Here is a 12536-nt window from a genome sequence, read left to right as displayed (position 1 = left end):
CAGTTCAGCCGACGTTGGCGCAGGAGTTGCCGAACGCCGGGTTCAGCAGGCCGATCACGTTCACGGTGTTGCCGCAGACGTTGACCGGGACGTGGACCGGGACCTGGATCAGGTTGCCGGAGAGCACGCCGGGGGAGCCCGCGGCGACGCCCTCGGCACCGGCCGAGGCGTTGGCCAGACCGGCCGAGCCGAGGACCATACCGGCGGCGGCGACGGACAGGACCGCGGCCTTCTTGAAGTTGCGCATAGCTTTCTTCCTCACGTTCTGCCCGACTGTGGATGGTCGGGTGCCGGGCGATCGCATCATCACCCGCGGTTTTCCGGATGCGCCGTGAATGTCACTCACGCGGCCCAACACCCTCGTGTCGCCCGTGGCTTGGGCGACGCGTGCCGCGTCGGGGTGCGCCGACGGCTGCCCACTCACGGCTGGGGGCGGTCGTTTGGCGGCGCGTCCAGGGCGGCACGGGGCTGCCTGTGGAGCGGTGTTCGTGAGGAAGAACGAGCCGGCGCGGCCGGGGAAACGGGCGGATTCCCCGATCACCCGAATGCGCGGATTAGGCCGAGTGGGTGATTGTTCGGGGGCGTCCGCAACCGCCCCGGGGTGGCTTCGTTGGCCTGGTGCACGTCCCGTGTGCTTCCTTCGGCAGCCCCCGGCGCGGCAATTGGAAGATCTGATTTATCGAGGAGACTCAATGAGCATCAAGAAGGCCGCCGCCGTCGGCGCCGCTGTCGTGGGCATCGTCGCCGCCGGTGCGGGCTCCGCCATGGCGAGCAGCGGCGCCGAGGGTGTCGCCGCCGGTTCCCCCGGTGTCGCCTCCGGCAACGAGATCCAGGTGCCGGTGCACATCCCGGTCAACCTGTGCGGCAACTCGATCGACGTCATCGGCGCCCTGAACCCGGCGTTCGGCAACTCCTGCGCCAACGTCGGCTGACGCACGGCCCGTCGGCCGAGCCGCCGTCCACACCCTCCTGGCGGGGTGCGGGCGGCGGCTCGTCCGCTTTTCCGGGCCCGGGTCCGCGCCCGGAGCGGTGCCGGACGCGGTGCCGGGCGCGGACGCTGACGCTTCGTCATGCTGCCGCGAGTCTTGTTGTGTTACCTGTCAGTACCTAGCATGTGAGCCTGCCTCATGTTCTCCGGGCCCCCGCCCGGTCCCCCTGCTCCGCGCCGCCCGGCAGCCGCCGGGCGATCCCCCACCCTCGCAAGGAGTCATGAGTGTCCAGGACACCCCTCGGGAGGGCCGCCCGCCGCCGCCCGCCCGCGCTGCTCGCCACCGCCGCCCTGCTCGCCGCCCTCGGCCTCGGCGCCGGGCTCGGCACCGCCGACGCCAGTGCCGCGTCCGGGAACCCGGGCAAGCCCGCCGCGATCGTCGCGCTCGGCGACAGCGCGATCTCCGGCGAAGGCGCCGGCACCGACACCGGCGACGACTACGTCCCCGGCACCGACACCCCCACCAACTACTGCCACCGCTCCACCAGGTCCGAGATATTCGTGACCCAACTGCCCGGCGTCACCCCGGTCGACCTGGCCTGCTCCGGCGCGCAGACCGGCGACCTGGTCAGCGACCCCGAGCTGGCGAAGATCACCGGCCCCGGCAGCGGCGACTTCGGCGAACCCAAGCAGGACGTCCAACTCGCCGCGACCGCACGCCAGTACGACGTCAAGATGGTGGTCGTCACGATCGGCGCGAACGACGACTTCGAGTTCGCGAACATCATGATGGACTGCCTCGCCCAGTACTTCCCGATCCCGCAGTCCCAGGGCTGCCGGGACACCATCGGCAGCGCCGAGATCACCCGCCGCGCCGCCGGCGTCAAGCCCAAGGTGACCGCCGCGCTCACCAGCGTCCGCAACACCATGCGGGCGGCCGGCTACGCGGACGACTCGTACCAGCTGGTCTACCAGTCGTACTTCAACCCGATCACCCCCGACATCCGGCGCAACGACTACGCCGGCAAGGTCGCCGACGGCTGCCCGGCCTTCCCCGAGGACCTCGCCTGGGGCCACAACTGGGTCGTCCCCACCCTCAGCGACGCCCTGCGCGAAGCCGCCGCCGGCGTCCCCGGCGTGCGCTACCTCGACCAGCGCCGGGTCGCCTTCGGCCACGAGGTCTGCGCCGAGTGGACCAGCTCGCCGTACGAGTACACCAACGGCGACGTGATCGACCTGTCCGAGAAGACCCGCAACGGCTGCGACAGCCCGATCTCCATCCCCGGCCTGTGCATGAACAACGTCCGCCAGTCGTACCACCTGCGGGTCGCCGGGTACGCCGCCGAGGCCGCCTGCCTGCGGCAGTTCTACCAGCAGGCCGCGCTCGGCCAGGCGTTCTGCTCGCTCAACCAGCAGAACACCACCTCGATCACCCCGCTCACCCCCGGCAAGCCGTTCCCCGACACCCCCGAGGACGGCGCCTGGTACCAGCTCACCAACCAGTCCGACGGCCGGGCGCTCGACCTGTCCGGCGGCGGCAGCTACGGCGACTCCACCAACGGCCGCACCGCACTCACCTATCCGGCCACCGGCGGGCTCAACCAGTCCTTCGTGTTCGAGGCCAAGGCCGGCGGCTCCTACGAGCTCGACTTCAGCGGCAACCGCGACATGTGCCTCGACGTGGCCGGCGCCTCCACCGCCCCCGGCGCCAAGATCGAGCAGTGGCGCTGCAACGGCGGCGGCAACCAGCACTGGCTGCTCCAGCCCGTCGGCGACGGCAGCTACAAGCTCGCCGACTCCCAGGACCCGACCAAGCTCGCCACCGCCACCACCCAGACCGACGCCCAGGGCAACCACCTGGTCCAGCTCGCCGCCGACAACGGCTCCGCCGCCCAGCACTGGCAGCTCACCAAGCTCGGCATCGTCTACCTGCACGGCTGACGGGCCCTCAGCGAGCCCCGCAGCAAGCCCCTCAGGGCATGCCCAGCCGGACGGCCGTACCCGGAGCCACCGGGTACGGCCGCTCCGGCGGCAGCAGCCCCGCGTCCCGCGTCGCGTGCAACTCCCGGACCAGCGGCGTCAGGTCCTCGATCCGCACCAGCCACTCCCCGACGTACCGCCGCACCAGCTCCCCGCCCAGCCCGAGCTGGAGCGAGCGGTGGTCCAGCGGCCGCAGGTGCAGGTCCCGCTCCGGGTCCCACTGCACCCGGGCCGCGCCGCGCCGCAGCTCCCGCTGCCACTGCGCCTTCGAGGCGTGCACCCCGCGCCGGTACGAGCTCAGCACCGCCGCCGCCAGCGCGGCGTCGAACCCCTCCCGGCGGATCACCACCCCCAGCACCCGCTCCTGGCCCCCGGCGCGGGCCCAGTCGCTGCGGTGCAGCAGCCAGCGGAACGACGGCTTCACCCACGTCGTCCGCCCGGTGTCGAACGCCGCCGGGAACCGCCCCGCCGCGGCGGCGGGCTCCGCGATCTCCGGCCGGAACGCCTGGTAGACCGTCACCGTCTCCTCGTCGTAGCGGGCCCTGACCTGCCTCTTCGGTGTCTCTCCCACCCCTTCATCCTGGCCGCCGGGTCAACCGGATTACCCGCCCCCCGGGGGCCGGGAACGCGGCCAGGCCGCAGGTGGGAGCATGTGAGCCGTCGATCTGCCTGGAGGTGCGCGGTGGCCGGTGCGCGGCTGGTGTTGGGGTTGGACGTCGGGGGCACCAGTACCCGGGTGCTGGTCGCCGACCTGGACGGGCGGGTGCTGGGTGCCGCCCGCGGGGCCGGGGGGAACCCGGTCGCGCACGGGCCGGAGGTCGCGGCGAAGGAGATCGGGGACACCGTGCGGGCCGCGCTGGCCAGGCTGGACCCGGGGCGGGTGACGGCGGGGGTGCTCGGGCTGGCGGGCGGGCTGGTGGCGCGGCCCGCGTTCGGCGGGCTGTGGGACGCGCTCGGGCTGGGCGCGCACCCCGTGCTGGTCAGCGACGTCCTGCTGGCGCACGCCGCGGGCACCTCCGCGCCGGACGGGAACGTGGTGCTCAGCGGGACGGGCGGGATGGCCGCCGAGGTCCGCGGCCACGAGCTGACCCGCACCGCGGACGGGCACGGCTGGCTGCTGGGCGACCGGGGCTCGGGCGTCTGGCTCGGCCGCGAGGCCGTCTCCGCCACCCTGACCGCCATCGACCGGGACGAGCCGCTCACCGGCCTGGCCGCGGCGGTCGCCGGGGCGCTGACCGGCCCGGACGGCCCGGACGGCCCGGAAGGCCGGGACGGCTCGGGCGGCTCGGGCGACGACCTCCGTTCGGCGCTGATCACCGCCGTCCACGGGCAGGCCCCGACCCGGCTGGCCCGGCTCGCCCCCGTCGTCCTGGAGCGGGCCGGGGCGGGCGACCCGACGGCCCTCACCCTGGTCGCCCGGGCCGCCGACCACCTGCTCGACACGCTCGGCCTGCTCCGCGCCCGCGGTTGCGCCCTCCCGATCGTGCTGGCCGGCGGGCTGCTCAGCACCCCGACCCCGCTGGCCGCCCGGCTCCGCCCGCTGCTCGCCGCCCGCTGGCCGGACGCCCCGCTCCGCCCCGCCGGGAACGGCGCGGGCGCGGCGGCCTGGCTGGCGGCGCGGTCACTGGGCCGCGGCACCGAGGAGCTGCACCGCGCGCTGACGGCCTGACGCCCCGTGCACCGGGTGCACCGGGCTCGCCGGGCCCGCCGGGTTCACTGGCAGGTCATCGCCCAGGGCGCGATCTTGCCGGACGGCGCCGGGCGCGGCGCGCCGTCGGCGGTGCCCCCGGCCGGGCGGGAGGCCGCGCCCGGGAGGGCGATCTCGGCCCAGACCCACTTGCCGCCGCGCTTGCGCACCACCCCGTGCGCGAGGGCGAGTTCGGCGATCAGCAGCAGGCCGCGGCCGGACTCCTCGTCGTCGGCGGGGCGGCCGGGGGCGAGGCCGGGGAGGACGGGGGAGGAGTCGTAGACCTCGATGACGGCGCGGTGGTGCAGCGGGTCGGCGTGCACGCCGACGGTGACGGCGGGGCCGGTGGCGTGGCGGACGGCGTTGCCGAGGAGTTCGGAGGTGACGAGGTCGAGGGTGAAGCGGGTGTCCTCGTCGAGCGGGGTGTTCCAGGTGGCGAGGAGGTCGCGGACCCGGCGGCGTCCGGCGGCGACGGTGGCGGGCTCGCGGGGCAGTGAGAACCATCGACGGTGGACGGACATGGCGGGCTCCTCACGCGGTTTCGCCCGATGGGCGGAGACTCGGCAGCCGATATGAGGGTATGTCAGATCCCAACATCTCTAGACAAGCTGAAATCTCTAGAGATGTCAATGCGTCAGGGTCCCGGCCCTGCGTAGGATGTCTAGAGAGGGGAAGGAAGTCCGCCGCCATGAACAGTCACCCGCGCGTCACGCAGCCCAAGTACCAGCGGATCGCCGAGGACCTCAAGCGCGAGATCGACACCGGCCGCTACCGCCCCGGCGACCGGCTCCCCGGCGAGAACGACCTGATGGCGACGTACGGCGTGGCCAGGATGACGGCCCGTCAGGCGCTCGGGGTGCTCCAGGGCGAGGGGATAGCGGAGGCCCGCCGCGGCGTCGGCGTCTTCGTCCGGGAGTTCCGGCCGATAAGGCGGCGCGGCATCCAGCGGCTGTCCGGCCGCACCTGGGGCGGCGGCGCCTCGGTCTGGTCGGCCGACATAGCGGCCCGCGAACTGACGGTGGACCAGCTGAGCGTCACCGAGCGGGAGGCGCCCGAGCAGATCGCCGCCGTGCTCGGCCTCAAGGGCGGCGAACCGGCCTGCGTGCGCAGCCGCCGCTTCGTCCTGGACGGCAAGCCGGTGCTGGTCTCCGACTCCTACCTCCCCGCCGCCCTGGTCGCCGGCACCCGGATCACCGACCCGGACACCGGCCCCGGCGGCACCTACGCCCGGCTCGCCGAACTCGGCCACAAGCCGGTGCACTTCCAGGAGCAGATCCGCTCCCGGATGCCCGCCGGCGACGAGGCCGAACGCCTGGCCCTGGCCCCCGGCACCCCCGTCTTCCTGGTGCACCGGATCGCCTTCGCCGAGGACGGCCAGGCGGTGGAGGTCAACGAGATGGTGCTCGACTCGGCCTCCTACATCCTGGAGTACGACTTCGACGCCTGAACGACCCGCCCGCCACCGCCGGTGGAAAACCCGAACAGTTGTCCACAGGTCTGTGGAAAACCACCGCGCCCGTCCACCGTTCCGGAGCGGCGCCCGGCAGCACCGGTCGAACGGTGGCGGCCCGGGGGTGCGGCGTCGGGAAGGCCCGACTGCGGCTGACCGCAACGGAGTTCAGCGCCCTGGAGCGCCCGGACCGGCGGCCCGGGCCCGCTGCGTCATCGAGACGGTGCGCGGCGTCGGCTACCGGCTGGTGCCCTGAGGGTCAGGGCCAGACCAGGCAGTAGAGCTGGTGGCCGGCCTCGTGCAGGCGGCTGGCGAAGTCCTGCCACTCGTGGAGCATCTGGTAGATGACGAAGGCGTCCCGCGGGCCGCGGCGGTCGGGGACGGTGGACCAGATGAAGGCGGCGGCGCCGAGCTCGGTCTCGTCGGCCTTGCGGAGCGGTTCCACGACGGTGTGCGGGAGTTGGACCACCGCGTAGTCGGGGTGCAGGACGACCAGTTCGAGCGGTGGGACGTGGTGCAGCGGCACGCCCTGGATGCCGGTGAGGACCATCGCGCTCATGGTCTCGGGCTTGATCTTGGTGGAGAGGTGGCCGTTGACGGAGCCGCTGGTCTCCATCAGGTCGCCGAGCCGGCCGAGGGCGCCGAGCTCCCCGGCGTCGAGCCCGAGGCCGCCGGGGCCGAGGGCGGTGGGAACCCTGGCGGCGGTCGCACGGTCCGGAGCGCCGAAGTACTTGTAGGTGACCCCCACTCTGCCCTCGCCCCTCCTTCCCCTGCCGGTACCCGTACCCCCGCCGGTCTCGCCGGGCCTGCGGCCGTGGCCCGCGCCCTCGTCGAAACCGTCCTGCCTCTCGGACACTGGACCATCCTCACCGGAACTCGCCGGAATCGACAGACCCCCGCATGCTCGGTGTCCCTCCGAACATGCCCCTTACCCGTCTGTTTGGCGTGCTACACGAGCGCGCGTCACTCGACCTTACCTTCGGCACAGCCGGTGAGGGGAGCAGCACACGGATCATCGTTCCAGATGATCGGGCCCGACATGCAGAACGCCAGGACACGATTTGAGACCATGTGCGGGTAAGGGCGGTTCCCGGCCGCTCCCAGCACCCAACGGATGAGCGAGCAGATGAGCTACCCGTACGAAGCCCCCCAGTCCCAGTCGCTGTTCGACCGCGCCCTGGCCGTCACCCCCGGCGGGGTCAACTCGCCGGTGCGGGCCTTCCGCGCGGTCGGCGGCACGCCCCGCTTCATGGTGTCCGGCACCGGCCCGTACCTGACCGACGCCGACGGCCGCGAGTACGTGGACCTGGTCTGCTCCTGGGGCCCGATGCTGCTCGGCCACGCCCACCCGGCGGTGGTCGAGGCGGTCCGGCGGGCGGTGGCCCTCGGCACCTCGTTCGGGACGCCCGGGCAGGGCGAGGTGGAGCTGGCGGAGGAGATCGTCTCCCGGATCGCCCCGGTCGAGCAGGTCCGGCTGGTCTCCAGCGGCACCGAGGCGACCATGTCGGCGATCCGGCTGGCCCGCGGCTTCACCGGCCGCGCCAAGGTGGTCAAGTTCGCCGGCTGCTACCACGGCCACGTGGACGCCCTGCTGGCCGCGGCCGGCTCCGGCGTCGCCACCTTCGGCCTGCCCGACACCCCCGGCGTGACCGGCGCCCAGGCCGGCGACACCATCGTGCTGCCGTACAACGACCTGGACGCGGTGCGCGCCGCGTTCGCCGCCCACCCCGGCGAGATCGCCTGCGTGATCACCGAGGCCTCGCCCGGCAACATGGGCGTCGTCCCGCCGCTGCCCGGCTTCAACCACGGCCTGGCCGAGCTCTGCCGGGCCGACGGCGCGCTGTTCGTCTCCGACGAGGTGATGACCGGCTTCCGGGTCTCCAAGGCCGGCTGGTACGGGCTGGAGGCCGCCCGGGAGGGCTGGGCGCCGGACCTGCTGACCTTCGGCAAGGTGATGGGCGGCGGCTTCCCCGCCGCGGCCTTCGGCGGTCGCGCCGACGTGATGGCGCACCTCGCCCCGGCCGGCCCGGTCTACCAGGCGGGCACGCTCTCCGGGAACCCGGTCGCCACCGCCGCGGGCCTGACCCAGCTGCGGCACTGCACCGACGAGGTGTACGCGAAGGTCGACGCGGTCGCCGCCGAGGTCTCCGGCCTGGTCACCGCGGCGCTCGCCAAGGAGGGCGTGGCGCACCGGCTGCAGACCGCGGGCAACATGTTCTCGGTCTTCTTCACCGAGCAGCAGGTCACGAACTACGACGAGGCGCGCGCCCAGCAGGCGTTCCGCTTCAACCCGTTCTTCCACTCGATGCTGAGCCAGGGCGTCTACCTGCCGCCGTCGGCCTTCGAGTCCTGGTTCGTCTCGGCCGCGCACGACGAGCGCGCGGTCGAGCGGATCGCCGCCGCCCTGCCCGCGGCCGCCCGCGCCGCCGCCGAGGCCACCGAGGAGCCCAAGTGACTGACAAGAAGGACATCACCGTCGTCCACGTGATGCGGCACGGCGAGGTGCACAACCCGGAGGGCGTGCTCTACGGCCGCCTGCCCGACTACCACCTCTCCGACCTGGGCCGGGAGATGGCCGAGCGGGTCGCCGAGCACCTGAAGGACCGGGACGTCACGTACGTGGTGGCCTCGCCGCTGGAGCGGGCGCAGGAGACCGCCGAGCCGATCGCCAAGGCGCACGGCCTCCAGGTGGCGGCCGACCCGCGGCTGATCGAGGCGGAGAACGTCTTCGAGGGCAAGACCTTCGGCGTCGGCGACGGCTCGCTGCGCAACCCCGGGTACTGGAAGTACCTGACCAACCCGTTCCAGCCGTCCTGGGGCGAGCCGTACATCGACCAGGCGGTCCGGATGATGGGCGCCCTCGCGGCGGCCCGGGACGCCGCGCGCGGGCACGAGGCGGTGTGCGTCAGCCACCAGCTGCCGATCTGGATCCTGCGCTCGTTCGCGGAGCGCCGCCGGCTGTGGCACGACCCGCGCCGCCGGCAGTGCTCGCTGGCCTCGCTGACCAGCTTCACCTACGAGGGCGACCGGATCGTCTCGATCGGCTACCGCGAGCCGGCCCGGGACCTGCTGCCGGCCCACCTGGTGGGCAAGGGCAAGAAGGGCGACAAGCCGGTCGGGAAGAGCTTCGGCGCGTAGCCCGCACCGGCCCGCGGCCGGCGCGGGCGGCGCCCGCGCCGCTCCCCGCGGGGTAAGCGGCGGCGGCCGGTGATATGCCCGAATTAAGACGATCATAAGCGGAGAACGCGCAGGTCACGAGGGGTCCGGCCGACAAGGCCGGACCCCCCTAAAACGGGCCGAAGAGCCATGCGAAACTTTTCACATGTCACGGACGTCCAGCCGCCGCCTCCGCCTCACCGCCGCCCTCGGCGCGGCCACCGCCCTGGCCCTCGCCGGGTGCTCCAGCTCCGGCAGCAGCGGCGGCGGGGTCGGCTTCGTCACCGGCAAGGGCGGCGTCGCCACCGCCGCCCCCGCCAAGCGGGTCGCCGCGCCCGACGTCACCGGCACCTCGCTGGACGGCGGCGGCGCCCTCAAGCTCTCCGACTACCGCGGCAAGGTGGTCGTCCTCAACATCTGGGGCTCCTGGTGCAGCCCCTGCCGGGCCGAGGCCAAGGGCCTCCAGGAGACCAGCGAGAAGTACGGCGACCAGGTCCAGTTCCTCGGCATCAACACCCGGGACACCGACCCCGCCAACGCCGTCGCGTTCGAGAAGAACTTCGGGGTGACCTACCCGAGCATCTACGACCCGGACGGCGCCGAGATCCTCAAGTTCCCCAAGGGCAGCCTCAACCCGCAGTCCATCCCGACCACCATCGTGGTCGACCGGGACGGGCGGCTGGCCGCCCGGGCGATGCGCGCGATGTCCGCCGAGGACCTGCAGAAGATGGTCGACCCGGTGCTGGCGGAGTCGAAGTGAGCGCCCTGCTGGCGGCTGCGGACGCCGGGTACAACGAGACGGTCGGCAGCGGCGCGCTGGTGCTCGCGCTGCCGATCGCGCTGGCCGCCGGGCTGGTCTCGTTCTTCTCGCCGTGCGTGCTGCCGCTGGTGCCCGGCTACCTCAGCTACGTCACCGGCTTCTCCGCCGCCGACCTCTCCGACGCCCGGGGCGCCCGGCGCGGCCGGATGCTGGGGGGCTCGCTGCTGTTCGTGCTCGGCTTCGCCGCGGTGTTCGTCTCCGGCGGCGCGCTGTTCGGCTCCTTCGGCCAGTCCCTGCAGGAGCACCGGCGGGTCATCTCGATCGTGATGGGCGCGCTCACCGTGCTGATGGGCCTGGCCTTCATGGGCCTGCTGCCCGGCTTCACGGTGCGCGAACTGCGCTCGCACCGCCGCCCGGCGATCGGCCTGGCCGGCGCCCCGCTGCTCGGCGTGGTGTTCGGCCTCGGCTGGACGCCGTGCATCGGCCCGACCATGGGCGCCATCCAGGCGCTGGCCTTCAGCCAGGCCGACGCCGACGCCGGGCGCGGCGCACTGCTGATGGCCGTCTACTGCCTCGGCCTCGGCGTACCGTTCGTCCTGGCCGCCCTGGCGTTCCGCAAGGCGCTGGGCGCCTTCGGGTGGGTCAAGCAGCACTACCAGTGGGTGATGCGGATCGGCGGCGGCATGCTCGTCGCCGTCGGCCTGGCCCTGGTGACGGGGGTGTGGGACGCGCTGGTCAACCAGCTCCAGTACCTCACCCAGGACTTCTCGATCGGAATCTGACCGTGAGCGACACCAAGACCAGCCCCCAGCCGGCCGACGCCGCGCAGGACCCCGACGTCGAACGGCTCAGCACCGCGCCCGAGGAGAACGACACCGCCCCGGTCGGCATGGGCGTGCTCGGCTGGCTGCGCTGGTTCTGGCGCCAGCTGACCTCGATGCGGGTCGCCCTGCTGCTGCTGTTCCTGCTCTCGCTGGCGGCCATCCCCGGCTCGCTGGTGCCGCAGAACACCAACGCGTTCAAGGTCGCGGAGTGGAAGAACACCCACAAGGGCGTGGCGCCGCTCTTCGAGAAGCTCCAACTGTTCGACGTGTACAGCTCGGTGTGGTTCTCGGCGATCTACATCCTGCTGTTCGTCTCGCTGGCCGGCTGCATCCTGCCGCGCACCTGGCAGTTCGTCGGCGTGCTGCGCGCCCAGCCGCCCGCCGCCCCGCGCAACCTGACCCGGATGCCGGTCTACGCGGCCTGGCACACCGACGCCGCCCCGGCGGCGGTCAACGCCGCCGCGCACCGGCTGCTGCGCAAGCGCGGCTTCCGGGCCGCCGCCGGCCCCGGCTCGGTGGCCGCCGAGAAGGGCTACCTGCGCGAGGTCGGCAACCTGCTGTTCCACTTCGCGCTGTTCGCCCTGCTGGCCGGTTTCGCCTGGGCCAGCCTGTTCAGCGGCTCCGGCACCAAGATCGTGCTGGAGGGCCAGGGCTACTCCAACACCACCACCCAGCTTGACGACTTCACCGGCTCGGCGTTCTACGGCGTCGACGACCTGGACGCCTTCGGCTTCAAACTGGACGGCTTCACCGCCGACTACCAGACCCAGGGCCCGGCGGCCGGCACCGCCAAGGAGTTCGTCGCCAACGTCCGCTACTGGGACGGCACCGACTCCGGCAAGCAGAAGAACGCCCGGATCGAGGTCAACCACCCGCTGGAGGTGGGCGGTTCCAAGGTCTTCCTGACCGCGCACGGCTTCGCCCCGGTGGTCACCGTCCGGAACGCGAAGAACGAGGTCGTCTACCGCGGCCCGACGCCGTTCCTGCCCCGGGACTCCAACGTCACCTCGCCCGGCGTGATCAAGGTCAACGACTACGGCACCGACGCCCGGGGCGACAAGACCCAGCTCGCCTTCAAGGGCTTCTTCCTGCCCACCGCGGCGGCCGACTTCACCGGCACCGGCCCGATCTCGGTCTTCCCGGCCGCCGCCGACCCCCGCCTGGTGCTCAACGTCTACGCCGGCGACCTGCGCACCGACAGCGGCCTGCCGCAGAACGTGTACGAGCTCGACGACAAGGCGATGACCCAGCTCCAGGTCAACGGCGCGCCCGCCACCGCGATCCTCAAGGTCGGCGAGGGCTGGGAGCTGCCCGACGGCTACGGCACCCTGACCTTCGACGGCTACCAGCAGTGGGCCAACTTCACCGTCTCGCACCGCCCCGGCAACACGCTCGCGCTGCTCGGCGCGGTCGGCGCGGTCCTCGGCCTGATCGGCTCGCTGTTCATCCAGCGCCGCCGGATCTGGGTCCGGGCCACCGCCGGCGCCGACGGCCGCACCCTGGTCGAGGTCGCCGGACTGGGCCGCAGCGAGTCCGCCCGCACCGCGGAGGAGCTCGCCGAACTCGCCGTCGACCTCCAGGAGGACGCCCCGGCGACCGACGAGCCGACCCGGCCGGCCGAACCGGACGGCCCCGACCGCCCGGACGGCTCCGACCGCCCCGACCGTTCCGACCGCCCCGAAGACCACGCACCCGCCGCAGCCGACTCCCCGGCCGCTGCCGTTCCCACCGCCCCGGAAACCAAGGAGTAG

13 protein-coding genes are annotated in these 12536 nt (G+C 73.1%); 9 read left to right on the top strand and 4 right to left on the bottom strand.

Features of this window, described 5'->3' with window-relative positions; translation table 11 throughout:
• Window positions 1-4: 4 nt before the first annotated feature.
• The gene (locus tag ACIP60_RS23665) at window positions 5-247 is read right to left on the bottom strand and encodes a chaplin (RefSeq protein ID WP_100837733.1); all 243 of its coding nucleotides are present in this window, start codon (window positions 245-247) and stop codon (window positions 5-7) included.
• Between the two features lie 445 nt (window positions 248-692).
• Between ACIP60_RS23665 and ACIP60_RS23660 the strand changes: the two genes are divergently transcribed.
• The gene (locus ACIP60_RS23660) at window positions 693-932 is read left to right on the top strand and encodes a chaplin (protein WP_030457840.1); all 240 of its coding nucleotides are present in this window, start codon (window positions 693-695) and stop codon (window positions 930-932) included.
• 281 nt (window positions 933-1213) lie between these two features.
• Complete coding sequence (locus ACIP60_RS23655; protein ID WP_400687433.1) at window positions 1214-2869, top strand: RICIN domain-containing protein; 1656 nt, start codon at window positions 1214-1216, stop codon at window positions 2867-2869.
• Window positions 2870-2900: 31 nt separating this feature from the next.
• On the opposite strand, the gene ACIP60_RS23650 is transcribed toward ACIP60_RS23655, so the two are convergent.
• Window positions 2901-3479, bottom strand: coding sequence for a DUF4291 family protein (locus ACIP60_RS23650; RefSeq protein ID WP_400687431.1), 579 nt, complete (start codon window positions 3477-3479; stop codon window positions 2901-2903).
• Window positions 3480-3590: 111 nt separating this feature from the next.
• Between ACIP60_RS23650 and ACIP60_RS23645 the strand changes: the two genes are divergently transcribed.
• Entirely contained in the window at window positions 3591-4577 is a 987-nt protein-coding gene (locus ACIP60_RS23645) for an N-acetylglucosamine kinase (protein ID WP_400687429.1), read from the top strand.
• 44 nt (window positions 4578-4621) lie between these two features.
• Here the strand turns inward: ACIP60_RS23645 and ACIP60_RS23640 are convergent, their stop codons facing one another.
• Window positions 4622-5116, bottom strand: coding sequence for an ATP-binding protein (locus tag ACIP60_RS23640; protein WP_400687427.1), 495 nt, complete (start codon window positions 5114-5116; stop codon window positions 4622-4624).
• A 167-nt stretch (window positions 5117-5283) separates the two neighbouring features.
• Between ACIP60_RS23640 and ACIP60_RS23635 the strand changes: the two genes are divergently transcribed.
• Complete coding sequence (locus ACIP60_RS23635) at window positions 5284-6042, top strand: GntR family transcriptional regulator (RefSeq protein ID WP_282206016.1); 759 nt, start codon at window positions 5284-5286, stop codon at window positions 6040-6042.
• Window positions 6043-6304: 262 nt separating this feature from the next.
• Here ACIP60_RS23635 and ACIP60_RS23630 read toward each other — a convergent pair whose 3' ends face one another.
• A complete protein-coding gene (locus ACIP60_RS23630) occupies window positions 6305-6901 on the bottom strand; it encodes a hypothetical protein (protein ID WP_282206015.1) in 597 nt (198 codons plus the stop codon).
• 258 nt (window positions 6902-7159) lie between these two features.
• Here ACIP60_RS23630 and hemL point away from each other — a divergent pair, with 258 nt between their 5' ends.
• From hemL to ACIP60_RS23605, 5 genes are all read left to right on the top strand, one after another.
• Window positions 7160-8500 (top strand): glutamate-1-semialdehyde 2,1-aminomutase, encoded by a 1341-nt coding sequence (gene hemL / locus ACIP60_RS23625; protein WP_400687424.1) that lies wholly within the window; start codon window positions 7160-7162, stop codon window positions 8498-8500.
• 32 nt (window positions 8501-8532) lie between these two features.
• Window positions 8533-9183 (top strand): histidine phosphatase family protein, encoded by a 651-nt coding sequence (locus tag ACIP60_RS23620; RefSeq protein WP_400687599.1) that lies wholly within the window; start codon window positions 8533-8535, stop codon window positions 9181-9183.
• Between the two features lie 184 nt (window positions 9184-9367).
• Window positions 9368-9961 carry a TlpA family protein disulfide reductase gene (locus ACIP60_RS23615; RefSeq protein WP_400687422.1) on the top strand — a complete coding sequence of 198 codons (594 nt, stop codon included), beginning with the start codon at window positions 9368-9370 and terminating at the stop codon, window positions 9959-9961.
• Window positions 9958-10743 (top strand): cytochrome c biogenesis CcdA family protein, encoded by a 786-nt coding sequence (locus ACIP60_RS23610; RefSeq protein ID WP_400687420.1) that lies wholly within the window; start codon window positions 9958-9960, stop codon window positions 10741-10743. Before ACIP60_RS23615 ends, ACIP60_RS23610 begins: the two co-directional genes overlap by 4 nt.
• Window positions 10744-10745: 2 nt before the next feature.
• Complete coding sequence (locus tag ACIP60_RS23605; RefSeq protein WP_400687418.1) at window positions 10746-12536, top strand: cytochrome c biogenesis protein ResB; 1791 nt, start codon at window positions 10746-10748, stop codon at window positions 12534-12536.

Origin of the sequence: Kitasatospora sp. NPDC088783 (genome assembly GCF_044750705.1) — a bacterium.
GTDB classification, from domain to species: domain Bacteria; phylum Actinomycetota; class Actinomycetes; order Streptomycetales; family Streptomycetaceae; genus Kitasatospora; species Kitasatospora fiedleri.
The sequence above is the reverse complement of the archived record's forward strand: the minus strand, read 5'-3'. Positions and strand labels throughout refer to the sequence as shown.

Bases quoted from the DNA above. Each gene is read 5' to 3' on its own strand.
- ACIP60_RS23665 (WP_100837733.1), bottom strand. From the start codon at position 247: ATGCGCAACTTCAAGAAGGCCGCGGTCCTGTCCGTCGCCGCCGCCGGT.
- ACIP60_RS23660 (WP_030457840.1), top strand. From the start codon at position 693: ATGAGCATCAAGAAGGCCGCCGCCGTCGGCGCCGCTGTCGTGGGCATC.
- ACIP60_RS23640 (WP_400687427.1), bottom strand. From the start codon at position 5,116: ATGTCCGTCCACCGTCGATGGTTCTCACTGCCCCGCGAGCCCGCCACC.
- ACIP60_RS23635 (WP_282206016.1), top strand. From the start codon at position 5,284: ATGAACAGTCACCCGCGCGTCACGCAGCCCAAGTACCAGCGGATCGCC.
- hemL (WP_400687424.1), top strand. From the start codon at position 7,160: ATGAGCGAGCAGATGAGCTACCCGTACGAAGCCCCCCAGTCCCAGTCG.
- ACIP60_RS23620 (WP_400687599.1), top strand. From the start codon at position 8,533: ATGCGGCACGGCGAGGTGCACAACCCGGAGGGCGTGCTCTACGGCCGC.
- ACIP60_RS23615 (WP_400687422.1), top strand. From the start codon at position 9,368: ATGTCACGGACGTCCAGCCGCCGCCTCCGCCTCACCGCCGCCCTCGGC.